The organism is Pantoea sp. C1E2, from assembly GCF_056491465.1.
In genome coordinates this window covers 422,533-445,082 of sequence record NZ_JBSZHT010000004.1, presented here as the reverse complement: position 1 = coordinate 445,082, position 22,550 = coordinate 422,533, and the positions used below count along the sequence as shown (strand labels likewise).

General features: G+C 54.4%; 22 protein-coding genes, 4 pseudogenes and 1 riboswitch. Of the genes and pseudogenes, 18 read left to right on the top strand and 8 right to left on the bottom strand.

Annotated elements, in window-relative coordinates; genetic code table 11:
- The first annotated feature begins 324 nt into the window (after positions 1-324).
- Positions 325-885, top strand: coding sequence for a hypothetical protein (locus ACXI0A_RS23605; RefSeq protein WP_476146733.1), 561 nt, complete (start codon positions 325-327; stop codon positions 883-885).
- Between the two features lie 226 nt (positions 886-1,111).
- Here the strand turns inward: ACXI0A_RS23605 and ACXI0A_RS23600 are convergent, their stop codons facing one another.
- Positions 1,112-1,786 carry a GntR family transcriptional regulator gene (locus tag ACXI0A_RS23600; RefSeq protein WP_224932663.1) on the bottom strand — a complete coding sequence of 225 codons (675 nt, stop codon included), beginning with the start codon at positions 1,784-1,786 and terminating at the stop codon, positions 1,112-1,114.
- A gap of 114 nt (positions 1,787-1,900) precedes the next feature.
- Between ACXI0A_RS23600 and ACXI0A_RS23595 the strand changes: the two genes are divergently transcribed.
- The 9 genes and pseudogenes from ACXI0A_RS23595 to ACXI0A_RS23555 form a co-directional block, all read left to right on the top strand.
- On the top strand, positions 1,901-2,581 hold the full coding sequence (locus tag ACXI0A_RS23595; protein WP_476146735.1) for a DUF2848 family protein: 681 nt from the start codon (positions 1,901-1,903) through the stop codon (positions 2,579-2,581).
- Positions 2,582-2,592: 11 nt separating this feature from the next.
- Complete coding sequence (locus tag ACXI0A_RS23590; RefSeq protein ID WP_476146737.1) at positions 2,593-3,936, top strand: amidase; 1,344 nt, start codon at positions 2,593-2,595, stop codon at positions 3,934-3,936.
- Positions 3,936-4,571, top strand: a complete 636-nt coding sequence (locus ACXI0A_RS23585; protein ID WP_476146739.1) for a hypothetical protein — start codon at positions 3,936-3,938, stop codon at positions 4,569-4,571. Before ACXI0A_RS23590 ends, ACXI0A_RS23585 begins: the two co-directional genes overlap by 1 nt.
- Positions 4,564-5,877 (top strand): MFS transporter, encoded by a 1,314-nt coding sequence (locus ACXI0A_RS23580; protein ID WP_476146741.1) that lies wholly within the window; start codon positions 4,564-4,566, stop codon positions 5,875-5,877. Before ACXI0A_RS23585 ends, ACXI0A_RS23580 begins: the two co-directional genes overlap by 8 nt.
- 233 nt (positions 5,878-6,110) lie before the next feature.
- A pseudogene (locus ACXI0A_RS23575) lies at positions 6,111-6,635 on the top strand (malonate decarboxylase subunit alpha); the annotation flags it as partial.
- Positions 6,634-6,738 (top strand): annotated as a pseudogene (locus tag ACXI0A_RS23570) (malonate decarboxylase subunit alpha); the annotation flags it as partial. The pseudogenes ACXI0A_RS23575 and ACXI0A_RS23570, both read left to right, overlap by 2 nt.
- Positions 6,733-7,128 (top strand): annotated as a pseudogene (locus ACXI0A_RS23565) (triphosphoribosyl-dephospho-CoA synthase); the annotation flags it as partial. The pseudogenes ACXI0A_RS23570 and ACXI0A_RS23565, both read left to right, overlap by 6 nt.
- A 111-nt stretch (positions 7,129-7,239) precedes the next feature.
- On the top strand, positions 7,240-8,361 hold the full coding sequence (locus ACXI0A_RS23560) for an RNA-guided endonuclease InsQ/TnpB family protein (RefSeq protein WP_224932658.1): 1,122 nt from the start codon (positions 7,240-7,242) through the stop codon (positions 8,359-8,361).
- A gap of 105 nt (positions 8,362-8,466) precedes the next feature.
- Positions 8,467-8,603: pseudogene (locus ACXI0A_RS23555) on the top strand (AEC family transporter); the annotation flags it as partial.
- A gap of 49 nt (positions 8,604-8,652) precedes the next feature.
- Here ACXI0A_RS23555 and ACXI0A_RS23550 read toward each other — a convergent pair.
- The 6 genes from ACXI0A_RS23550 to ACXI0A_RS23525 all read right to left on the bottom strand — a co-directional run bounded on the left by ACXI0A_RS23550 (position 8,653) and on the right by ACXI0A_RS23525 (position 14,333).
- On the bottom strand, positions 8,653-10,026 hold the full coding sequence (locus ACXI0A_RS23550; RefSeq protein ID WP_476146743.1) for a Fic family protein: 1,374 nt from the start codon (positions 10,024-10,026) through the stop codon (positions 8,653-8,655).
- A gap of 256 nt (positions 10,027-10,282) precedes the next feature.
- Positions 10,283-11,128, bottom strand: a complete 846-nt coding sequence (locus tag ACXI0A_RS23545; protein WP_476146745.1) for an iron chelate uptake ABC transporter family permease subunit — start codon at positions 11,126-11,128, stop codon at positions 10,283-10,285.
- Positions 11,121-11,984, bottom strand: a complete 864-nt coding sequence (gene sitC / locus ACXI0A_RS23540) for an iron/manganese ABC transporter permease subunit SitC (protein WP_476146747.1) — start codon at positions 11,982-11,984, stop codon at positions 11,121-11,123. Before sitC ends, ACXI0A_RS23545 begins: the two co-directional genes overlap by 8 nt.
- Positions 11,968-12,753, bottom strand: a complete 786-nt coding sequence (locus ACXI0A_RS23535) for a manganese/iron ABC transporter ATP-binding protein (RefSeq protein WP_476146749.1) — start codon at positions 12,751-12,753, stop codon at positions 11,968-11,970. Before ACXI0A_RS23535 ends, sitC begins: the two co-directional genes overlap by 17 nt.
- A complete protein-coding gene (locus ACXI0A_RS23530) occupies positions 12,750-13,619 on the bottom strand; it encodes a metal ABC transporter solute-binding protein, Zn/Mn family (RefSeq protein WP_476147150.1) in 870 nt (289 codons plus the stop codon). Before ACXI0A_RS23530 ends, ACXI0A_RS23535 begins: the two co-directional genes overlap by 4 nt.
- A 276-nt stretch (positions 13,620-13,895) precedes the next feature.
- Positions 13,896-14,333: a 6,7-dimethyl-8-ribityllumazine synthase gene (locus ACXI0A_RS23525; protein ID WP_034830445.1), complete on the bottom strand. Its 438-nt coding sequence runs from the start codon at positions 14,331-14,333 to the stop codon at positions 13,896-13,898.
- A 177-nt stretch (positions 14,334-14,510) separates the two neighbouring features.
- Positions 14,511-14,630, top strand: a riboswitch (TPP riboswitch).
- Between the two features lie 115 nt (positions 14,631-14,745).
- On the opposite strand from ACXI0A_RS23525, the gene ACXI0A_RS23520 reads away from it, so the two are divergent.
- The 8 genes from ACXI0A_RS23520 to fepB all read left to right on the top strand — a co-directional run bounded on the left by ACXI0A_RS23520 (position 14,746) and on the right by fepB (position 21,216).
- Positions 14,746-15,690 carry an FAD-dependent oxidoreductase gene (locus ACXI0A_RS23520; protein WP_476146751.1) on the top strand — a complete coding sequence of 315 codons (945 nt, stop codon included), beginning with the start codon at positions 14,746-14,748 and terminating at the stop codon, positions 15,688-15,690.
- Positions 15,674-15,871: a sulfur carrier protein ThiS gene (thiS, locus tag ACXI0A_RS23515; protein WP_476146753.1), complete on the top strand. Its 198-nt coding sequence runs from the start codon at positions 15,674-15,676 to the stop codon at positions 15,869-15,871. Before ACXI0A_RS23520 ends, thiS begins: the two co-directional genes overlap by 17 nt.
- 3 nt (positions 15,872-15,874) lie before the next feature.
- A complete protein-coding gene (locus ACXI0A_RS23510) occupies positions 15,875-16,633 on the top strand; it encodes a thiazole synthase (RefSeq protein WP_100703131.1) in 759 nt (252 codons plus the stop codon).
- A 9-nt stretch (positions 16,634-16,642) separates the two neighbouring features.
- Positions 16,643-17,608: a ThiF family adenylyltransferase gene (locus ACXI0A_RS23505; RefSeq protein WP_476146755.1), complete on the top strand. Its 966-nt coding sequence runs from the start codon at positions 16,643-16,645 to the stop codon at positions 17,606-17,608.
- Positions 17,605-18,318, top strand: coding sequence for an ATP-binding cassette domain-containing protein (locus ACXI0A_RS23500; protein WP_476146757.1), 714 nt, complete (start codon positions 17,605-17,607; stop codon positions 18,316-18,318). Before ACXI0A_RS23505 ends, ACXI0A_RS23500 begins: the two co-directional genes overlap by 4 nt.
- Entirely contained in the window at positions 18,302-19,036 is a 735-nt protein-coding gene (locus tag ACXI0A_RS23495; protein WP_476146759.1) for an ABC transporter permease subunit, read from the top strand. Before ACXI0A_RS23500 ends, ACXI0A_RS23495 begins: the two co-directional genes overlap by 17 nt.
- A 9-nt stretch (positions 19,037-19,045) precedes the next feature.
- Positions 19,046-19,981, top strand: a complete 936-nt coding sequence (locus tag ACXI0A_RS23490; RefSeq protein ID WP_476146761.1) for an ABC transporter substrate-binding protein — start codon at positions 19,046-19,048, stop codon at positions 19,979-19,981.
- Between the two features lie 272 nt (positions 19,982-20,253).
- A complete protein-coding gene (fepB, locus tag ACXI0A_RS23485; protein WP_476146763.1) occupies positions 20,254-21,216 on the top strand; it encodes a Fe2+-enterobactin ABC transporter substrate-binding protein in 963 nt (320 codons plus the stop codon).
- 43 nt (positions 21,217-21,259) lie between these two features.
- On the opposite strand, the gene entS is transcribed toward fepB, so the two are convergent.
- The gene (entS, locus tag ACXI0A_RS23480) at positions 21,260-22,516 is read right to left on the bottom strand and encodes an enterobactin transporter EntS (protein WP_476146765.1); all 1,257 of its coding nucleotides are present in this window, start codon (positions 22,514-22,516) and stop codon (positions 21,260-21,262) included.
- Positions 22,517-22,550: the final 34 nt, after the last annotated feature.

The following is a 22,550-nucleotide window of genomic DNA, read 5'->3' as shown; positions in this document are numbered from 1 at the left end:
GGGTGCGCTGCCACGGGCAGCGCAACTCTGGCTCCCGTAAACAACATTATAGAGTGGCACATAAAGTTCATTCACACTGGCGTACCAAACTCACTGCATTCAAATTTATCGAAGTTTCGCCCCCTTAAAACCCCAATTATTTGAATATTGAAACGCTAAATGACTTGTATCATTGGTGGTGAGTAAGTATTTCGCAAAGAACTCGCAAGCAAAATGAAATAACCCTGCGCGGCATGATATGAAAGGTGTATGATTTTTTTGAGACTTAAGTCCAATGTAAATCAGAAAAAACCTAATTAATTGCAACATTGCGTGGGTATTCGCATGCCACTTACTAACGCCAGGGTACTTAATCTGGGAACGACGTCGCTCGTGCTGTATTCAGATTGCCAATTTACCGTAGCCGGTATTTCAGCCCTGATGCGTGAGAGATTTCCACAGCAACCCACCGACAGTACCATTATTATCGTCAATGCCTGTTCCATGTCCTTAGAAGCAAGAATAAGTGATGTGTTTGCGTTGCGAAAAAGACACGGTGAAAACGCCTATATTTTCGTCCTTACTCAGGACAGAGACAACTATGAGGTGTATTCACGAATTCATTTCGTTTCATTAAGGTCAGCGGCTGATGCACTCTTGTGCTACGTCATGAGCGCGGTAATTTTGCATGAAAATCGGCCCGTCAGATTATCGTTGCAGAGCTTGCAAATCATCTATATGAAATCGTTAGGCGTGGATATCGCCGACATTGCGACGCTAATGAACAGAAGTTACTCAACAATAAAGAACAACTTTTCCTATTGCAAAAGGCGCCTGCATATTCGGAGTTCATTCTCTGAGCGTGCGCTGATCTATATCGCTAAAGGGATTGTCTGTAAGCAATAATAAGGCTGGTCATGTCACAACTGGTTTTGGTTTTTATATTATGCATCGTGTTGGCATTTTCGATTTACGCCATAGTTCGTGGTAAAAAGAAAAAGCGCTTTTACAGCAGAAAAATTTCAAGTCGCCGTTAGGATCATCAGTAAACATTTCATCGCCCAGTCGCCGCAATCCGGTTGCTGGGTTACTCGCAAAATATAAGCGGCAGGGTGGAAAACTGCGGGAGACATCAGGTCGAAAGTAGGGCGCGTTTAAACGAGAAAATATGAGCACGGGCCGCATCGGCCGCGCGTTGCTTATCCCCAGACTCCAGCGCCTCAATAATCTCATCATGTTCCGCAATCACTTCATCCATATGGACAACGTTAGACAGCGTTGTCGCCCAGAAGCGCTGTGCCTGCGCATGGATCACGCTAAGAATATCTGAAAGCCGACTGTTTCCGGCGATATCGGCCAACGCCTGGTGAAACTCACGATCCAGCAGCATCATCTGTTCACGACTGCGTGACTTGCTCGCCTGAGCGATTTGCTGGTTCAGTTCGCGTAGCTGTTGAAGGTGTGAATCGATCACTTTCTGGCTGGCCAACTCGACGCACAGGGTTTCGTTGACCAGTCGCACCTCAATTAATTCAAGCGCATCATCAATCGACAGGGGGGCCACCATCACGCCTTTACGCGGGATAATCTGCAACAACCCTTCAGTGGCCAGCCGATGAATCGCTTGATTGATCGGCGTTCGGCCCATGGCCAAATCATCCATCACCTGCGCGGTATTTAAATATTCCCCCGGCTTGTAGCGCAGGGTGATGAGCTTGTGCCTGAACGCCAGATAAGCCTGTTCATTCAAAGAAAGACTTTTTTCCCTGCTGGCTGGGTTCACATTTTCAGTAACTGACTCACTCATCACGACGTTCCTTTTTTTGCCTATGAGACATATTACACAAAAATCTGGCATGAAAATCGCTAGTTTGAAATCACAGTGAAATTTCACAGTGATTTTTCAAATGGAGATCATCACATGCACCTTCAGTTCACAACAGGCGATGAAGCCGCTACCACGCTCGATGTCGAAGTTTCCCATTTTATTATCGCGGGTTGGGCCGGACGTGATGCGGATGCGGTGTTGCACCATATCAGGGAGCTGGAGGCGCTAGGCGTGCCCGCTCCCGGTGCAGTGCCGCTGTTTTATCGCGTCGCGACCAATCAACTGAGCCAGCAGCCACTGCTTGAGGTGGTCGGCAATGAAACCTCAGGTGAAGCAGAACCCTTCGTGTTCTTTCATCGCGGCGAGTGGTGGGTGTCGCTGACTTCTGATCACACCGACCGTTATCTGGAAACCTTCAGCGTCGCCCTCTCCAAACAGGCCTGTATCAAACCGGTTGCCAGCAAAGCCTGGCGCATGAGTGAAGTGGTTGAACATTGGGATGTGCTGGAACTCACCTCGTGGATTAAAGAGCAGGGCGAATGGGTGGTTTATCAGCAGGGCGCACTGGCCTCGTTACTCACGCCGCAAGATCTGCTGGCGCGCTATCTGAACGGCAACACCGCACAAGAAGGATTGGCGATGTCCTGCGGCACGCTGGGTGCGATTGGCGGTATTCGACCTTCCAGCGAATTTCGCATGGCGCTGCACGACCCGCGCCTGAATCGCACGCTTGAACACGCTTACTGCACTGGCGCGTTGCCAGTGGTCGCTTAAGGAGCATGCTCATGACCACACTCTGGGAAGTTAGTCAGCAGCTTCAGGCAGGAAATGCGTCTCCTGAAGTTTTCACTGAATCGGCATTGCACGCGGCGCAGGATCCGGCAAAGGAAGGGGAACTGGTTTTCACCACACGCTATGCCGCACAGGCTACGCAGCAAGCCATCGCGGCAGGCGAGCGCTGGAGAACCCAACAGCCTCTAAGTGTCATTGATGGGCTACCCGTCAGTATCAAAGACCTGTTTGATGTGCAAGGCGAGCCCACCACGGCGGGCTCACATTTGCTGCTAAATGCAAAACCGGCGACAGCGAATGCCAGCGTGGTCGATCGCTTACATCAAGCAGGCGCCGCGATTGTGGGTAAAACCAATATGACGGAGTTCGCCTTCTCTGGGTTGGGCATCAATCCGCATTACGGCACCCCAGCCAATCCATGGCAGCGCGCAGAAAAACGCATTCCAGGCGGTTCTTCCTCAGGTGCAGCCGTTGCCGTAGTAGACGGCATGTGTCTTGGCGCCATTGGCACTGACACGGGTGGTTCGGTGCGTATTCCTGCTGCGCTGTGCGGCTTGACTGGCTTTAAACCCACCGCGAATCGCATCAATCAGGTGGGTACGTTACCGCTCTCTGCCTCACTCGACAGTATCGGTGTGATTGCCCATGACGTGCGCAGCTGCTGGCTGCTGGATAGCGTCATCGCTGAACAGCCGCTTGAACTCCAGCAGGTGGAGTTGCGCAATGCTCGTTTCGCCATTCCGCAGACCCGCGTGCTGGATGGACTCGACGAAGACGTTGCGCAGGCCTGGAAAAATGCCATCGAAGCACTGGAACAGGCCGGTGCCACCCTGGTTGCACTACCGCTTGAAGAGTTGGATGAGTTGAACAGCATGAATGCGCGTGGCGGTATTACCGCATACGAGGCATGGCAATGGCATCAACAAACCGCACTGGCGCAACCCGAAGCTTACGATCCTCAAGTGTTGGTGCGTGTGCAACGCGGCAGTTTGCTGACGGAACAAGATGCCAATGAACTTCATCAACAGCTCAAGGCGTGGCAGCTGCGAGTCAATAGCATACTGGCCGACTTTGACGCCTTACTGATGCCTACCGTTCCACGTATCGCGCCGACCATCGCTTCACTGGAAGATGCGCAGCAGTACATGGAAGTCAACGCGCTGATGCTGCGTAACACCAGCGTAATCAACATGCTGGACGGCTGTGCGCTCTCTTTACCCTGCCATCAAACCGGTTGTGCACCGGTTGGCCTAAGCCTTGCTTCTGTTCATGGTGATGACGCCCGCTTAATCAGCTGGTCGCTCGCCGTGGAAACTGCCCTTAACTGGAGATCCTGATGATGACTCAACCCCACGGCATGCTGTTTGTTGCTACCAACATTGGCGCTGAAGACGAAGCAGACTTCAACCAATGGTATGACCATGAACATGTAGAGGAGCGCGTCGCGATCGCTGGCTTCCTGAGCGGAACGCGCTATCAGGCAATCAATGCCGAGCGCAAATATCTTGGCTTATACGAAACCGAGGAGCTGGAGGCTTTCACCAGCGCGGATTATCACGCGGCCTTTACGCGCCAGACCGAATGGTCAGTGAAAAATCTGCAAAAGATGGTGAACCCAATGCGTCGGGTCAACGCGGTCACCCATCAACATGGCAAAGGAACGGGCAACCATCTGGCGGTGGTGACGTTGAAAGCGCTGGATGCTGAGGTGTTAACCGCCTGGCAGCAGCAGATCGGCCTCACACCGGGTTATATCGCTTCTAGTCTGCTGACTCCGGATGTCGCACTCAGTTCTCCGTTGCCGATGGAGAGTAAAGAACAGCGTCAGATGCTACCCATGCTACTGATTCACTGTAGTGACGCATCAAGCTGTGACCAACTGGCTTCACACGCGGCGGAATGTATGACCGGCGATGTTCAACGCTATGCCTTTAGCTGGCAGTTAACTAAACAGGAGTTGGCACATGGCTAACACAGACTCTTCTTTGCAGCAGACGGTGCGTGACAAGCGCACTTCGTCAAAAACCGGGCGTCTGGCTGCCGCCAGCTCTATCGGCACCGCGCTAGAGTGGTATGACTTCACGGTCTACAACATCATGGCGGCCCTGGTATTTAACCATGTGTTCTTCCCCAGCTTCGATCCGCTGGTCGGCACTATTCTGGCATTTTCAACCTATGCAGTGGGCTACATTTCACGACCGCTGGGTGGTTTTGTATTTGGACATTTGGGGGATGTCGCAGGGCGCAAAGCTGTGTTGATCATCACGCTGGTGATCATGGGCGTCACCACTGCCTTGATGGGTTTGCTGCCCGGCTATGCGGTGTGGGGCATCTGGAGTCCGGTGTTGTTGGTCGCGCTGCGTTTTGTGCAGGGAATTGCGCTGGGCGGTGAATGGGCGGGTGCCGTTTTACTGTCGATGGAGCACGGCGATGCCGACAAGCGAGGCCGTAATGCCTCCTTTGCGCAGGTTGGGCCTTCCTGCGGCACATTGATTGGCACCGGTTTTATCACGATGGTGACGGTGATGATGAGCGCCGATCAGTTCCAGGCATGGGGCTGGCGCATTCCGTTCCTGCTGAGTCTGCTGCTGGTCATATTTGGGTTGTGGTTACGCCGTGGCGTGGAAGAAACACCCACCTTTGTCGCGATGCAGGCTGCGGAAAAAACTACGCATACGCCACTGAAAGAAGTGTTCGTCAAATATCCTAAGCAGCTGCTGATTGCGGGTGGTTCGCGTATCGGTTCCGATGTGCTGTACGCGCTGGTGGTGGTGTTTACCCTGACTTACGTCACCACCGTATTACAGCTGCCACGTCCGCTGGCTTTAATGGCTACGATGTTAGGCGCAATAGGGAACGCGATCACCGTCCCAATGTTTGGTGCGCTGTCGGATAAGTGGGGACGACGTCCGGTTTACATCACTGGCGCAGTGTTAGCGATCATCTGGTCGTTCGCGTTCTTCGTGTTATTAGACAGCACGCAGCCGGTGCTGATTGTGCTGGCGGTGATAGGGGGTCTGCTGATTCACGCAATCATGTATGGGCCACAGGCCGCATTCGTTACTGAGCAGTTCCCCAGCCACGTTCGTTATGCCGGGTCGTCACTGGCTTACACGCTTGCAGGTATTGTCGGGGGCGGTTTCGCGCCGTTGATCATCACTACGCTGTTTAAAGAGACGGGAAGCACTTTGTGGGTTTCGCTTTATGTCACGCTGGCGCTGCTGTTCACGCTGTTTGCCTTGTGGAAGGCAAAAGAGACGGCGCATAAGCCGCTATAATCAGACTTAATTTAGGTTTAGTCTCGATATGCGCTGGGCATCTTTTATAGGTGCCCATTTTTTTGCCCACAATTTACCCCTTGAAACGTTGACCAACCGCAAATTTCTAGCAGCCTAATCATTACTCTCAGGCTAACGATCCCACCCTCAGGTTGATTGATGCCATCACCGCTTAAGACCACACTTTCCTGCGTTGACGTAATCAAGCGATTCGCTCATTCAGGAGGTTAGTCATGTCATCAGGACAACAAACGGCGCGGGTGTGGAATAAGCGCCGTACCGAGAAACAACGGCGGCAGGCGTCGTTGCCGGTGCAGGGCAAAGTATTACCCACCGATCAAATGGTCGAGATGCTGGAAAAATTAATCTCGCCGGGCGACCGGGTCGTGCTGGAAGGGAACAACCAAAAACAGGCAGATTTCCTTTCGCGCATGCTGGCCGAGGTCAATCCGCAAAAAGTGCACCATCTTCATATGATCATGCCGAGCGTGGGCCGCAGTGAACACCTCGACATTTTCGAAAAGGGCATCGCTCGTAAGCTCGACTTCTCCTTCTCCGGCACGCAAAGTCTGCGCATTTCGCAGCTGCTGGAAGACGATCAGCTGGAAATCGGTGCGATTCACACTTACATTGAGCTCTATTCCCGTCTGTTCGTCGATCTCGCGCCCAATGTTGCGCTGATCGCCGGTTTCAAAGCCGACCGCAAGGGCAATCTCTATACCGGGGCGAGTACCGAAGACACGCCAGCATTAGTGGATGGTGGAAACCTTCCAGGCAGGCGTGAAACCGACCTTCGTAGAGAAACTCGATGCCATTGAAGTGGCAAAAAATTCCGGAATGCCGCTGGCGCCGGTGATGATATATGGTGATGACGTGACGCATGTGCTGACTGAAGAGAGTATTGCCTATCTCTCTCAGCACGCCACCGATTGCCTGATCAAAGAAGTGAACCTGATGCCGACCTTTTATGCGCTGGCGCAACAGTGCTGGCAGCGTCCAGTGGATATCGCACTGCGCGAAACCGTGGGCCGCCTTGGTCGCGAAGGTGAGCGTCAAATGATGGCTACCACCGACGGGGTGAATACCCATCGTGGCGCGATCAGGGCATTGGGTTTACTGGTCAGCGCGGCGGCGATGCAGGGCGGTGAAGCAAGCAGCGATCAACTTTGCACTCGTGCTGCGGAACTGGCCCGCTTGCCGGACCACCATGCCCCGAAAACCTTCAGTAAAGGGCTGTACGCCGTGAAACAGGTGATTTATTAATTTGCGCGTAAGACCTCACCCAATCGGGCGGGGATATAAGCGCGGTAACTGAGTAACATTTCTTGATCCTCTTACATAATTCGCCGTAATATGTAAGGAATGAAACGCGCATATAAATACAGATTCTACCCTACACCCGATCAGATTGAGCTTTTGTCTCAAACGTTTGGGTGTGTGCGTTTTGTCTATAACAGCATCTTGCGCTGGCGCACTGACGCATACTATGACCGCCAGGAAAAGATCGGCTACACGCAAGCCAGCGCACGACTAACCGCTCTCAAAAAAGAGCCAGATTTTGCATGGCTCAATGACGTTTCCAGCGTTCCATTGCAGCAAGCGCTACGCCACCAACAAGCCGCCTTTTCTAACTTCTTTGCAGGTCGGGCGAAATATCCCACCTTCAGAAGCAAGCGTCATAAACAGGCGGCTACGCTGACCGATGCAGCGTTTAAATATCGTGATGGCAAGTTGTTTATGGCAAAGAGCAAAGCGCCTTTAGACGTGCGCTGGAGTCGCCCTTTGCCGTCCGTGCCGTCTACCGTCACCGTGTCCAAAGATTCAGCTGGGCGCTATTTTGTATCGTGCCTCTGCGAGTTTGAACCTGTATCACTGCCGATCACCGCTAAAACGGTCGGCATTGATGTTGGTTTAACAGATTTGTTCGTCACCGATACCGGATTCAAAACAGGCAATCCCCGCCACACCGCTAAATATGCGAAGCGCCTCGCGCTGCTACAGCGTCGATTGAGCAGGAAGAAAAAAGGCTCAAAGAATCGCGCCAAAGCACGTGCAAAAGTCTCCCGCATCCACGCGAAAATTGCTGATTGCCGTATGGATAACCTGCACAAGCTATCCCGCAAACTCATAAACGATAACCAAGTTGTTTGCGTCGAATCCCTGAAAGTGAAAAATATGATCCGCAATCCCAAACTATCCAAAGCGATAGCAGATGCAAGCTGGGGCGAATTTGTTCGCCAGCTTGAATATAAGGGCCAATGGTCGGGGCGATCCGTGGTCGCAATTGACCCGTTTTTCCCGTCCTCAAAACGCTGTAGCAGTTGCGGCTATACCCTGACAAAAATGGCGCTTAACGTTAGGTCATGGATTTGCCCTGAATGTGAGGCTAACCATGACCGTGACGTAAACGCGGCGAAGAATATAAAAGCGGTCGGGCTGACCGCGTTAGCCCACGGAGCGACTGTAAAGCCTAAAGCCGCTTAATGTGGTTTAGGTAGGTTGCGTTGAAGTGGGAATCCTCGCCCTTTAGAGCGGGGAGCAGTCAAGACTTACGTGATTCTGCATGCTCTGGCTCCGAGCTTCATTATCATGTTGCTCGGATTCTGGGCCGGCAAAGCCAAAATGGTTGATAACAAGAATGTCTCTTTACTCAATATTTTGTGATGGATTTTTCACTGCCCGCCGCGTTGTTCAGCGCCACGGTGCAAACGTCGTGGAGCGGGTTAGCCAATAACGGGCGTGAACGCAGTCTGTCGGTTTCACTTAAAATAATTGCTAGCTTGGCCGCACCTGACGGATCCACTGCTCCGTTAGCGATATTGATAGACGATACCTGGCACAATTTAACGTACTCAATATGCGCAGTTCATTCTGCAAAAGCTGCATGAATCGCTCTCTGTCTTCAGGAACAAGATCAATCATCTGTATCGCAGACTCAATATTCTTACCCTCTGCAACGATTAAGCGAATAGTCGTGTTTAAATCTTCCCGGTGACGAAGTCTAAATGGATCTGGAACGCACATGGCTTCCAGTGTGACGGCATAGCGTTTGATTGATCGACGATATAAATGTTCGAACAACTCAACGGCTAAAGTCACGTCACGTTTTTCATAGATTCCCATCATCGCGTATGCATAGCTTGTTACATCAGCATCAAGAAAGGAGAGTGGAGCGCTGTTGTAGATCATAAGCGGAATATTTGCGGCCAGCCTGCTGGTTCTTTTATTTCCGTCTTCAAAGGGTTGCAAATAAGCGATATTGACCCACAGGAAAAAGGCTGACTCCACAGGATTATTAATCAGCCGTCCTTTTTTGATAATAATGTCGAACATTTCTTGTAACAGGAACGGTGCCTGTAGTGGAGTGTAGGTTGTTCCCGAAATATTCACTATTTTGCGTCTGATCGCTCCCAACTCGTCAGGATTTGACAGTAAATCGTGCATCAACAAAGCATGCAGGTTACTGATTACCGGCCCCGTTAATCCTGATTCCGGGACTGCATCGACCAAAAACTCTATTGCCTGTTTATGGTTAAGCAGCATGACGGCATCTAAATCATTTAATGCCTCGCCACTTTTGAACAGTTCTTCGGTGGCCAGCAATGAATATCTGTTTCCCTCAAGTTGAGAAGATGACCAGGACAAATCAATGAGCAATTGCTCCAGAACTTTTCGCGCGTATGTCCCAGCGGGCTGTTGCCCTGCCATTTTTCCTTCATTCATCAAGGCCAAGGCTAGCGTTTGGGGCAGGAGGAATGTTTCGTTCGGAATATAATTGTCCACGAAGCTACGGTCATACCCGGAAATATCTCTTACTGACAGAGGTAAGTTTAAATGTTGAAGCAATGACTGAGCTGAAGTAAGGGAAGAGGAATGATATTCAGGGGTCTTATCCGTCACCGATGAACCGGATTGGGGCAGTTTGTTCAAGGGTGCCAGCGCGGTATACCGAGTCCCTCGTCCTACGCCATGCCTGATAATTTTGCTTTGCCCAAGCAAAATTTCGATATGACGTTTGATCGTTGAACGGCCCACACCAAGCCGACCTGCGAGATCACCGGAACTGAGCGAAGATTCGGCACTTGCGATAGTTGAGAGAATTCGGTGTTGTAGGTCTGAAAGATCATCTGGGGAGGTTGGCTGGATCAAAATCGTATGCCTCTGGGATTAGCTTAAAATCCATAAATCAGAAACCTATCTGGCCCGTGCTTTGCACTCGTTGAAGGCTTAAGACCAGATAAATTTGTGGCCCATATTGAACGTTAATGGCCCAAGATATCGATATTTATGGCCCACCCTAAACATTTACGGCCCATTATAAATAGTTTTCAGCCCATTTCACTCATTATCGGCCCAATTGATTAAATTTATGGCCCAACCTTAAGATTTGCGGCCCGGAATCACTTTATTTGATATCCGCAAAGCCGTGACGATTCGCTCTATCGCGCCAGCTCACACCCACAAACGTCACCACAAACAGCAGGCTATACAGCACCACAATGGTCGGTCCCGGCGCGCTATCAAGGAAGAACGAGGCATACACGCCGCACAATCCGGTCAATGTGGCAATCAGCACCGCCAGCAGCATCACCGTTAAAAACCGCCGCGCCAGCAACAGCGCAATTGCTCCCGGGGCGATCAGCATGGCGATCGACAAAATCACTCCCACCGATTTCAGTGCGGCAACGATGGTTAGCGCAATCAAACACAGCAGCCCGTAATGCATCAGATTTGCATTGATACCGCAGGCGCGCGCCTGTTGGGGGTCAAAGGCATGCAGCAACAGATCGCGCCATTTCACACTCAACACCAGAACTACCAGCAGCGCAATGGCGGCGGTTTGCGCGATATCCGCCCAGCCAATACCGAGCATATCGCCGAACAAAATATGATCGAGATGGACTTCCGGTTTTAGCTTGAGATAGAGCACCAGCCCGGCACCGAACATCCCCGAAAACACAATGCCCATCACCGTATCAGGTTTGATGCGGCTGTTCTGGCTGATAAAACCGGTGGCGAGTGCGCACAGCATGCCCGCGATAAAAGCGCCGATCGCAAAGGGAAAACCGATCCACCACGCCAGCACCACGCCGGGAAACACCGCGTGACTCATGGCATCGCCGAGCAGTGACCAGCCTTTTAACACTAAAAATGCGGACAGCATCGCGCACGGCAGTGACAAAATCAGCGTTATAATCAGCGCCATATTCATAAATTCGAAATCGAAAGGGCTCAGCAATATTTCACTCATTGACGTTGATCTCCTGTGCCAGACGAGCGCGTCGCCGCGCGGCCAGCACGCCATGTTTAGGCGCAAACACAAACGCCAACAGGAACACCAGAGTTTGCGCCACTACAATCACGCCGCCGGTCGCACCATCAAGGAAATAGCTGCTCCACGCGCCGAGGAAACTGGTGATGCTGCCGATAGCCACGGCAATCATCAACAAACGCGGGAAGCGGTCGGTGAGCAGATAAGCTGTGGCACCCGGCGTCACCACCAGACAAATCACCATAAAGGCACCGACGGTTTGCAACGCGGCGACGGTGGAGGCGGCGAGTAGGGTAAAGAACAGGATCTTCAAGCCGGTGGTATTCAGTCCTAGCGCGCGCGCGTGGCTTTCGTCGAAGAACGTCACCATCAAATCTTTCCACTTCAGCAGCAACAACGTCAGTGTCACCACGCCGATGGTGCCGAGCTGCCAGATATCGGCGGGCGCCACCGCGAGGATGTTGCCGAGCACGATGGTTTGAATATTGACCGACGTCGGATTGAGCGACACCAGAAAGAGCCCAATGCCGAAGAAGGAGGAGAAGATCAGTCCGATGATCGCGTCCTCTTTCAGGCGTGTGCGCTGGTTGAGAAACAGCATGCTGCCCGCCGCCAGTCCGCCGGAGAGAAAGGCACCAAGTGAGAAGGGCAACCCCAGCATGTACGCGCCAGCCACACCCGGCACTATCGAATGTGACAGAGCATCACCAATCAGCGACCAGCCTTTCAGCATCAGAAAGCAGGAAAGAAACGCGCAAATCGCCCCGACCAGCGCGGCGATCCACATCGCATTCAGCATGTATTGATAGCCAAATGGCTCAATAATCCACGACATGATCCGCCCCCGGCCGTGCGGCAATCTTTTGCAGCAACGCGGCATTGCGCTGCTGTACCTCACCGTCAAAGGTGCGTGCCAGATTGGCGGCGGTGAAGGTGTCGCGCAGTAAGCCGCTCGCCAGCACGGTGTTTTTGACCAGCACGCAGCGGTCGCAAAAATCAGGGATGGTGTTGAGATCGTGCGTGGAGACCAGCATGGTACGGCCCTCATCACGCAACTCCTGCAACAGGGTGATGATCGCCGCTTCAGTTTTGACATCGACGCCGGTAAAGGGCTCATCCAGCAGGATGATTTGCCCACTCTGCGCCAGCGCCCGTGCGAGGAAGACACGTTTTTTCTGCCCGCCGGAGAGTTCGCCAATCTGACGATGGCGGTAATCACTCATCCCGACGCGTGCCAGCGCCTCATCCACGCTGCGTTTATCTTCGGCTCGCGGGATACGCAGCATATTCATGTAGCCGTAGCGGCCCATCATCACGACATCTTCCACCAGCACCGGGAAGCTCCAGTCCACTTCTTCCGACTGCGGCACATAGGAGACGATATTGTGTTTTAGCGCGCGCTTAGCGGGCATCTCCGCCAGCGTGACCAGACCGGTTGAGAGTGGCACAAAACCCATAATGGCCTTAAACAGCGTCGATTTTCCCGAGCCGTTGACGCCCACCAGCGCGGCGATGCTGCCCGCTGGCACGGAGAAAGATGCCTGACGCAGCGCAGTGTGACCGTTGCGGTAGGTGACGCTAACATCCTGCACGTTTAGGGTCATTTTTGGCTCCCGGCGGTGATGCCTTTTACCACGGTGTCTGTGGTCACTCGAAGGAGGTCAAGGTAGGTCGGAACTGGCCCATCGCTATTGCTGAGAGAGTCAACATACAGCACGCCGCCGTAGTGAATACCCGCTTCACGCGCGACCTGTTGGGCCGGTTTGGCGGAGATGGTGCTTTCGCTAAAGATGGTCGGAATGTTTTGAGTTCTGACCGCATCGATCACTTTGCGCACCTGTTGCGGCGTGCCCTGCTGATCGGCATTGATCGGCCACAGATAAAGTTCTTTCAGACCTAAATCACGCGCCAGATAGGAAAACGCGCCCTCACTGGTCACCAGCCAGCGCTGGTTTTCAGGCAATTTTTCGATCCCGGCGCGCATCGGTGCCAGAGTCTGCTGGATTTGCGCTTTATAGCGATCGGCATTGGCCTGGTAAACGGCGGCATTGGCGGGATCGTATTTTTGCAGTGCTTTGCGGATGTTATCGACGTAAATCAGCGCATTGTCTGGTGACATCCAGGCATGCGGGTTGGGTTTACCGTTGTAAGGGCCTTCGGTGATGCCTAAGGGTTCAATGCCTTCGGTCACCGTGACTTCAGGCACGCCTTTCAAGCGCTGGTAAAAGCGGCTAAACCACTGCTCCAGATTAAAACCGTTTACCAGGATCAGATCGGCGCCCTGTGCGCGACGGATATCGCCTGGGGTAGGTTGGTATTCGTGGATCTCTGCGCCGGGCTTGGTAATAGACGTCACTTCGGCGGCATCACCCGCGACGTTTTTTGCCATGTCTGCGATCACCGTGAAAGTGGTGACCACTTTGAGTTTGTCGGCAGCAAATGCCGAAGTGCTCATCGCGAGCGTAAGCATCACAACCGATACAACGTGCCTGGTCAACATAGTCATCCCCTGAGAAGTATAGCCTGTGCTATACATTATAGTGAATGCTATGAATGTGAAGTGTTTTTGTACACCTTTTGCTGTTTACGACAAAAATTTACGTAAGTTGAAGTTGCAGAGGAGAGCAGTGAAAGTGGCTTATGCGATTTTCGAAATAGCGTAGAACATATTGTTCTTAAGGGCAGGGAGGTATTATTGAGAGCAAGAACACTTCACTGCGAATAATGAAGTGTTCCTGAGAGAGAATTAATCGATCGACAAATTATGAATGGCCAGCGCAGCACGCGCGGCTTCTTTGCCTTTCTTAATAAAGTGTTCGGTATAGAAGTTTTCCAGCACATCGACCGGCTGGAAATTGTGTGGCGTCAGCGAAACGGAGAACACCGGAACATTGGTGGTCAGCTGAACGTTCATCAGGCCATCAACGACTGCTGCAGCAACGAAATCGTGGCGATAGATACCGCCATCCACCACCAGCGCAGCCGCAACGATCGCGTCGTATTTGCCGGTTTCCGCTAGGCGTTTTGCCAGCAGCGGCATTTCAAATGCGCCCGGCACTTCCAGCACTTTTAATTCCGCTTCAACATTCTGTGCTTTTAATTCTTGCTCAAAACCCACCAAAGCATTGTGCACGATCTCTTTGTGCCAACCGGCTTTAATAAAGGCAATTCTAATATTTTTCATAATGAGTCCAACATCACCTGTAATTTCTTTGCGCTTGAAAAGTAGCAATAATGCCTTTGTATACCATATGTTACGTTTTCGATCCAGAACGTGCACGTAGCGATAAATGCTATGCGATGACGTGACGGCTGTCTTCGGCAATCCGTGCTTGACGGCGACCTGCACCTGCAATACAAATAGACGCGTCGGGGGAGTCTCGCCAAAGAGACTGAGAGGCTAAAAGCGCAATGCGCGGCTTAGCGACCCTTTGAACCTGACCCAGTTGATACTGGCGTAGGAAGACTGACAGCACCGCTCCGGTGTTGTCTGGCGCAGAGGATCGCTCGCGCCCTTTCCCTCCTCCTGTATCTGCGGGTCTCAGTCAACACTGAGAGGCCGATGTGAATTCCCTTTATATCCTGGATAACCTGCTGTGAGTCGCTGGACAGTATTAGGCTGCGGCGTGGCAGGCCTCTGCGTGGCAACGCTGCTGGCTGAACGCGGCGAAGACGTCGACGTCATTGGCGACGATTCCCGCCAGCCCGCCTCCTGGTTTGCTGGCGGCATGCTCGCACCCTGGTGCGAATCTGAAAGTGCACCCCAGGAAGTGATCTCTCTCGGGCAACACGCCGCTGGTTGGTGGCAACAGCGCGTCAGCAGCGTGGCGCATCAGGGAACGCTGGTGGTGGCGCCACCGCGCGACAGCCAGGAACTGACTCGCTTCGCACGCATGACCGAACAGCACCAATGGGTCGATCCCGGTGACATTGAACCGTTGCTGGCCGGGCGTTTTGCGCGCGGCCTGTTTTTTGCCGGGGAAGCACATCTTGACCCGCGCCTGGCGCTCACCGAAATGCGCGAAAAGCTGTTACAGCGCGGCGTGCGTTTTGATGCAAAACAACCTTCGGGGCGGGTGATTGATTGCCGTGGCATGCATGCCAAAACCGATCTTCCGCGTCTGCGGGCGGTGCGTGGTGAAATGGTGATTCTGCACAGCGATGAGGTGCAGTTCTCGCGTCCAATTCGCCTGCTGCATCCGCGCTTTCCGTGCTATCTGGTGCCGCGCCGTAACGGCCATTTCATGCTCGGTGCCACCATGGTGGAAAGTGACGATGCCAGCCCGATTAGCGCGCGCGCCATGATGGAACTGCTCAGCGCGGCTTACGCCATCCATCCTGCCCTTGCCGAAGCCCGCGTGGTGGAAAGCGGCAGCGGTTTACGTCCTGCCTATCCGGCCAACCTGCCGGAAATCCACTATCAAAACGACACCTTCTATCTTAATGGCATGTATCGCCACGGTTTTCTGCTGGCGCCAATGATGGCAGAACAGTTGATGCAGCGCCTTTTCGGGGAACAATCCTATGAACATTCAGCTTAACGGCCGAGCGATCCGCACCGAGGCCAGCACGCTCAGCGAATTGCTGATCGAACAGCAAATTGATGCCGCCTGCGTCGCCAGCGCTTTCAACGGCAACTTTGTGCCCAAAAGTCAGTACAGCAGCCAGCGACTCGAAGAGGGCTGCCAGCTGGAAGTCTTGTCCCCGATGCAGGGAGGTTGAACCATGTTTTACGATTTCGCTCCCCAGTCACGTTTTCTACTCGGCACCGCGGGCTATCCGTCACCGGCGATTCTGCAACAGGCGATTGCCGCCTCCGGCACGGACATCATCACCGTCAGTTTGCGTCGTGAAGGCGCGGCGGGTGCGGCTTTTCGCGAACTGCTGACCGGTCTGGACATTCGCGTGCTGCCGAATACCGCGGGTTGTCACACGGTGAAAGAAGCGGTGACCACCGCGCAGATGGCACGTGAGCTGTTCAATACCTCGTGGATCAAACTAGAAGTAATCGGTCATGCCGACACGCTCCAGCCGGATCCTTTTGCGCTGGTTGAAGCGGCACGCATCCTGTGTGCGGACGGTTTTCAGGTCTTCCCGTACACCACCGAAGATTTGATCGTCGGTGAGAAGCTGCTGGAAGCCGGTTGCGAACTGCTGATGCCGTGGGGCGCACCCATCGGTTCCGGGCAGGGTCTGCGCAATATCGAAGGATTGCGCGCGATGCGGGCGTGGTTCAGCGATATCCCGCTGATTATTGATGCCGGTATCGGTGCGCCATCGCAGGCCGCGCAGGCGATGGAAATGGGCTTCGATGGCATCCTGCTCAATACTGCCGTGGCGAAAGCCGGCGATCCGGTTGGCATGGCGAACGGTTTCCGTCTGGCGATAGAAGCGGGACAGGCCGCACGCAGTGCCGGATTGATGGAGAAGCGCGATATGGCGGCGGCTTCTACACCGATCTTTGGTCTGGCGAGTCTGAGTTAAGGAGCCACCATGGATCGCTATCAACGGCAGATGATGCTGCCGGAAATCGGCACAGCAGGTCAGCAAAAACTAACGGATGCGCGCGTATTAGTGGTGGGGGCGGGCGGATTGGGTGCCACGTTGTTGCCGCAATTGGTTGGCGCAGGCGTCGGTTTTATCCGCCTGTGTGACGACGATGAAGTGGCCCTGCACAACCTTCATCGCCAGACGCTATTTACGATGCAGGACATCGGTCACAGCAAGGCAGCACGGGCGCAACAGGCGCTGTTGCATCGTAATCCCGAGGTGCAGATAGAGGTGGTGCCACGGGCTATTGGCGCCAGCGATCTGCCGCACCTTCTCACGGATATCGATCTGGTGGTCGATGCCGCTGATAACTTCGCGGTGACCTATCAACTTTCCGACGCCTGTCTGGCAGCGCAGATTCCCTTGATCAGTGCCTCGGTGTTGGGTCGCCAGGGCTACGTCGGTGGCTTCTGCGGCATCGCGCCCAGCTATCGGGCGCTGTTTCCGCGCTTACCCACCTCAGCAGCCAACTGCAACACCGCGGGCGTAATGGGGCCGGCGGTGGCCACGCTGGGCGCAATGCAGGCACAGATGGCGTTAAGCGTGCTGCTGAGCCTGCAGCCTTCGCCACTGGGCAGCGTCATCAACTGTGACTTCATTAACTGGCATATTCGCGCGTTCCGTTTCGACGGCGCAGAAGAACCTGAGAACATCGTGCCCTTTATCGATGAGCCACTACTGACAGCCGACGATTGCATTGTCGAATTACGCGGTGAGGAAGAAGCGCCCGTCAGCGTAGCGAACAACGTCGAACGTATTCTGCCGCAGGCGATAGCCGATTGGCAGCCGCCGCAAGATCGGCGCATCGTGCTGGTGTGTGCCAGTGGAATTCGCGCGGCGCAGGCAGCCTCGGTGCTAACAGAACGAGGATTTACCCGACTGGCGATGCTGGCGGCACGACGACCATGACTCCGATCTGTTTTAAGGACATCACCTTTAGCTGGGGCGAACAGGCGCTGTGCCAGCAATTCAATCTGCAACTGCGCGGCGGTAAAACCACTGTGCTGCTAGGCCGCAGCGGCATTGGGAAAAGCACCTTATTGCTGCTGGTGGCGGGGTTGTTGCAGCCGCAACAGGGCGAAATTAGCGGCTTACCGGGCAAAGTGGCGTGGATGGGGCAACAGGATCTGTTGTATCCCTGGCTGACGGTGTTGGAAAACGTGATGCTTGCGGCGCGTCTCAACGGTGAAAAACCCGATCGCTCGCGCGCAATGTCGCTACTGGAGCAGGTGAAGCTAGGTGAGGTGGCGCAAGCCTCACCGGATAAACTTTCCGGCGGGATGCGTCAGCGTGTGGCACTGGCACGTACGCTGTATGCCCAACGCGAAGTCGTGCTGATGGATGAGCCTTTCGCCACGCTGGATGTGATGACTAAACTCAGCCTGCAAACCCTGACCGCCACGCTTCTTAAGGGCAAAACGGTGCTGCTGGTTACGCACGATCCGCTGGAAGCCTGTCGTATGGCCGACGACATCGTGCTGTTACACGACCAGCCGTTGACGGTTGAAGCCTGGCCAGTCCCTGTTGGTGACGCCCCTCGATCCCTTGACGATCCCGGCCTGTTACAGGCTCAGGGCGAACTCTTCTCACGACTGAATCAAGATGAAAAAACTGTTTAGCGCGATCTATCTGATCGCAGTGCTGCTGGGCGGCTGGCTGCTGGCGCGGCACCACGGCGTGCCTGACTTTTTATTACCTTCGCCGCTGGCGGTGATGGAAGCACTATGGCTGCATCGCCAGCTATTAGCGCATCACGCGCTGTATACACTGGCAGAGATTGTACTGGCGCTGCTGCTGGGCGTCGGGACGGGCGTCATTCTGGCGGTGCTGATGGCAGGCAGCCAGACTTTGCGCCGCGTGCTGTTTCCGCTGGTGACCGCCAGTCAGGCGATCCCTGTGTTTGCGCTGGCACCGCTGCTGGTGCTGTGGCTGGGTTTTGGCATCGCCTCCAAAGTGGTGGTCGCAGCGTTAATTGTCTTCTTCCCGCTGTGCCTGTCGTTGTTCGATGGCCTATGCCGCACGCCCTCCGGCTGGCTGGAGCTGGCGGGTACACTTAATCCTTCACGTGCGCGGGTTTTCTGGCACGTGCGCTGGCCGGCTGCGCTACCGCAATTCTTTTCCGGCTTGCAGATGGCGGTGGTGCTGGCTCCGATTGGGGTGGTGATTGGCGAATGGGTGGGTGCCAGCGAAGGGCTGGGCTATCTGATGATGCAATCCAACGCCCGGCTGGAAACCGCCACCAGCTTTGCTGCTTTATTGCTGTTATTGATGCTGGCTCTGCTGCTGTCCGGCGGCGTCACATTGCTGCGTAAAAAATTCCTCTGGCACTCAACATAAGGACGTCCCTTGAACACCCTACGTACCGCGATTACCGCATTGCTGCTGCTGGCGACCACCAGCGCGCACGCCGAACAGAAGGTTCGCCTGCTGCTCGACTGGTTTGTGAACCCCAACCATGCAGCTATTTTTGCCGCGCAGTACAGCGGCGCTTTCAAGAAAGAAGGGCTGGATGTCGAGATGATAGCCCCCGCCGATTCGGCGTCGGTGCCGCTGCTGCTGGCGGCGGGTAAGGCCGATCTGGCGATCAGTTATCAGCCACAGCTTTACACGCTGGTGGAAAAAGACATTCCGGTGATCCGCGTCGGCACGCTGATTGGTCAGCCGCTGAATACGTTGACTACCGTGTCCAGCGATATCCATTCACTCAAAGATTTAGCGGGAAAAACGCTGGGCTATGCGGTGCCAGGATCGGAAGATGTGGCAATCCGCAATATGCTGAAATCGCAGGGTGTGGATATCAATTCGGTGAAATTAATCAGCCTGAACATGGATTCGACTTCAGCGCTGCTGACGCACAAAATCGATGGCGCGATGACCATTTTCCGCAACTACGAGCTAATCGATCTGCAGGATAAGGGCGCGAAACCGGTGGTGTTCAAACCCGAAGATTATGGGGTGCCCGCTTATGATGAGCTGATCCTTCTGGCGAACAATAAGTCCGCCGCCCAGGACAAGCGTATACCGGCATTCTTACGCGGCCTGGACGCGGGTGTAGTGTGGCTGCGTGCGCATCCGGAAGAAGCCTGGAAGGCGTTTATTAAGCAGTATCCTGAGCTGAACACCAAACTCAATCATCAGGCATGGGAAGCGACATTACCGCTGTTTGATGGGCACAGCGCGACCTTTGATAAAGCACGGTATCAGGCGTTTGGTGAATATATGAAAGCCAACGGGCTGATCAAGGATGTGGCGCCGATGACGCGCTACTCGCTGGAGCAATAATCGTTTGCGGGCTGGTTAATTAGCTGGCCCGCAACACTCTGTGCATTACTCATCTCTGATCTCTCATGTTGCATGCTTCAACCTGCAGAACGCAACAACTAGCCCATTCGGCATGAGCACTCAATCTTCATCCTCACTCCAGCATCAATTTTCACCAATCACCAATCACTTCTCGCCACTCGTCATCAACTCCTCGCCACCAAATCCCCTTGCATCAAATCTTCATTTTGATAATGATATCCATTCTCAATTATCAAGTGATGGATAACCTGATGCGTTTGCCCGTTCTGGCGTTACTGCTTTGCCTCTGCTCCCTGTTCAACGATGCGGCCGCCTCTGCTGAAGATTCAGTCAGCTGGCCTCGCACCATACCCACACCGCAAGGCCCGTTCACCTTACAGCAGCCACCGCAGCGCATTGTCTCTACCAGCGTGACGTTGAGCGGCACCTTACTGGCGATTAACGCGCCGCTGATTGGTTCTGGCGCCACCAGTCGTAACAGCAGCGTGTCCGATGCCCAGGGCTTCTTTACCCAGTGGGGGGATGTCGCCAAAGCCCGTCACGTCAAGCCGCTGTATGTCAGCCAGCCGAACGCGGAAGCGATTGCCGCCGAAGCACCCGATCTGATCGTTATCGCGGCGACCGGCGGCGATTCCGCGCTGAAACTCTACGATCAGCTGAAAACCATCGCGCCCGTGCTGGTGGTTGATTACGGTGATAAGAGCTGGCAGGCGCTGGCGTTGCAGTTGGGTCACATCACCGGTCACGAAGCGGAGGCGAAACAGGCAATCGCGCAGTTTGACCAACGCGTCGAGACACTGCGCAGCAGAATTACCCTGCCGCCGCAGCCGACCTCTGCGATTGTTTATTACGAAGATGGGCGCGGCATGAATGTGTGGACGCCGGCTTCGGCGCAGGGAGAGTTACTGAAAGCGTTGGGCTTTACGCTGGCGATGCCGCCTGCCAGCCTGCAGGGCAGTACCAGCATGGGCAAACGCAACGACATCATTCAACTTAACGGCGAAACGATGGTGGATGGCGTCACCGGAAATACGCTGTTGCTGTTTGCCGCCGATGAAAAAACGGTACCGCAGGTGGCGAAGAATCCTTTCCTCGCACATCTACCCGCCGTGCAACATCACGACATTTTTGCCATGGGTAACGACACCTTCCGCCTCGATTACTACAGTGCCAGCAATATGCTCAGCAGTATCGAACGGCAGTTCGCACCCTAATCGGCAGCAACATGCTCAGCAGTATCGAACGGCAGTTCGCACACTAGGCGGCAGCTTGCTCAGCGGCTGGTGGTTCATGATTCATCTGAGCCGAGCGCAAACCGCGTGCGGCCAGCGCGACCAGCAGCAGTAAACCCGCCGCTACGCCGCCGAACCACAGCACACTGTTGAGCGCGGTCAGCACGCGTGCTAATGCGCCCAACCCCAGCGCACCCAGCGAATCGCCGCTCACGTCCTGCGCGGCGCCCAGGCTGTTGACCCGGCCCAGCAGGGCATCCGGCGTGTGGTGCTGAATCAGAATGAACTGCAGCAGAGAAGCGATGGCATTGCTGTAGCCATAAGCCACCAATGCCAGCAACGCCGGGATCAGTTGGCTATACAGCCCCAAAGAAGCGATACAGCCAAAGGCGGCCAGCGCGCTAATCAACAACACCAGACCAGGCCGTGACAGCTGACGCACCCATCCGCTGGTGAACGCCCCGATCATCGCACCCAGCGGCACGGCGGAGTACATTAACCCGAGCGCAGAGGCATCAACCTGCCACGCTTGCGCCAGCGCCGGAAACAGGATGCGCACCGCACCCACCATACTCAGCAGCAAACCGACCAGTACGGCGGCACCTACCACATTATGTCGGCAGACAAATTGAATGCCGCTGGCGAGCGCGCGCAAAGGGTGTTCAGGTTCCTGCTGTTCCGGTTTCATCGCGGGCAGCCGCACCAGCGGGATCAGCGTCGCTAACGTGCCGATGGCCGCCACGGCAAACGCCCAGCCGACACCCGCCGCCACGATGATCATGCCGCCCAGCGCCGGAGACAAAATCGCCCCCAGCCGCACGGTTAACATGCTTAGCGCACCAGCTTCCGCCAGATGCTCGCGTCCCACAATTAACGGAATCACCGCCATCAGCGCTGTCATGCCCAACGCACCAAAAAATCCATCCCAGAACGCGAGGAAATAGAGTGCCCACAGTGAGGGGACAGGGCTAAATGCGTTCAGGCTCAGCAGCACAAAACCGATGCCGCAGGTGCCGCGTGCAAACAGGATCAGTTTGCGGCGATCGTATCGGTCCGCCAGCACTCCGCCGAGCAGCAGGCCAATAAACATACCGACACCATCCAGCATCACGGCGACGCCGACCTGTAAGGTCGAGCCGGTCATGGCCTGAATCTGGATCGGTACGCCGACTGCCAGCATGCCAAGCGCAAATACGGATAGCATGCGCGCGCAGAAGATGGCGCGAAACGCAGCGTTGTTTTTCAGCAGGCTGAAATCAAGAAAAATTGAAGGCTTAGCCATAAATATCCATTGTTAAAACGAGCAGGGGCGCACA

Coding starts and splice junctions, on each gene's coding strand:
- ACXI0A_RS23605 (WP_476146733.1), top strand. CDS start 325: ATGCCACTTACTAACGCCAGGGTACTTAATCTGGGAACGACGTCGCTC.
- ACXI0A_RS23600 (WP_224932663.1), bottom strand. CDS start 1,786: ATGAGTGAGTCAGTTACTGAAAATGTGAACCCAGCCAGCAGGGAAAAA.
- ACXI0A_RS23595 (WP_476146735.1), top strand. CDS start 1,901: ATGCACCTTCAGTTCACAACAGGCGATGAAGCCGCTACCACGCTCGAT.
- ACXI0A_RS23590 (WP_476146737.1), top strand. CDS start 2,593: ATGACCACACTCTGGGAAGTTAGTCAGCAGCTTCAGGCAGGAAATGCG.
- ACXI0A_RS23585 (WP_476146739.1), top strand. CDS start 3,936: ATGATGACTCAACCCCACGGCATGCTGTTTGTTGCTACCAACATTGGC.
- ACXI0A_RS23580 (WP_476146741.1), top strand. CDS start 4,564: ATGGCTAACACAGACTCTTCTTTGCAGCAGACGGTGCGTGACAAGCGC.
- ACXI0A_RS23560 (WP_224932658.1), top strand. CDS start 7,240: ATGAAACGCGCATATAAATACAGATTCTACCCTACACCCGATCAGATT.
- ACXI0A_RS23545 (WP_476146745.1), bottom strand. CDS start 11,128: ATGAGTGAAATATTGCTGAGCCCTTTCGATTTCGAATTTATGAATATG.
- sitC (WP_476146747.1), bottom strand. CDS start 11,984: ATGTCGTGGATTATTGAGCCATTTGGCTATCAATACATGCTGAATGCG.
- ACXI0A_RS23535 (WP_476146749.1), bottom strand. CDS start 12,753: ATGACCCTAAACGTGCAGGATGTTAGCGTCACCTACCGCAACGGTCAC.
- ACXI0A_RS23530 (WP_476147150.1), bottom strand. CDS start 13,619: ATGCTTACGCTCGCGATGAGCACTTCGGCATTTGCTGCCGACAAACTC.
- ACXI0A_RS23525 (WP_034830445.1), bottom strand. CDS start 14,333: ATGAAAAATATTAGAATTGCCTTTATTAAAGCCGGTTGGCACAAAGAG.
- thiS (WP_476146753.1), top strand. CDS start 15,674: ATGAACATTCAGCTTAACGGCCGAGCGATCCGCACCGAGGCCAGCACG.
- ACXI0A_RS23510 (WP_100703131.1), top strand. CDS start 15,875: ATGTTTTACGATTTCGCTCCCCAGTCACGTTTTCTACTCGGCACCGCG.
- ACXI0A_RS23505 (WP_476146755.1), top strand. CDS start 16,643: ATGGATCGCTATCAACGGCAGATGATGCTGCCGGAAATCGGCACAGCA.
- ACXI0A_RS23500 (WP_476146757.1), top strand. CDS start 17,605: ATGACTCCGATCTGTTTTAAGGACATCACCTTTAGCTGGGGCGAACAG.
- ACXI0A_RS23495 (WP_476146759.1), top strand. CDS start 18,302: ATGAAAAAACTGTTTAGCGCGATCTATCTGATCGCAGTGCTGCTGGGC.
- fepB (WP_476146763.1), top strand. CDS start 20,254: ATGCGTTTGCCCGTTCTGGCGTTACTGCTTTGCCTCTGCTCCCTGTTC.
- entS (WP_476146765.1), bottom strand. CDS start 22,516: ATGGCTAAGCCTTCAATTTTTCTTGATTTCAGCCTGCTGAAAAACAAC.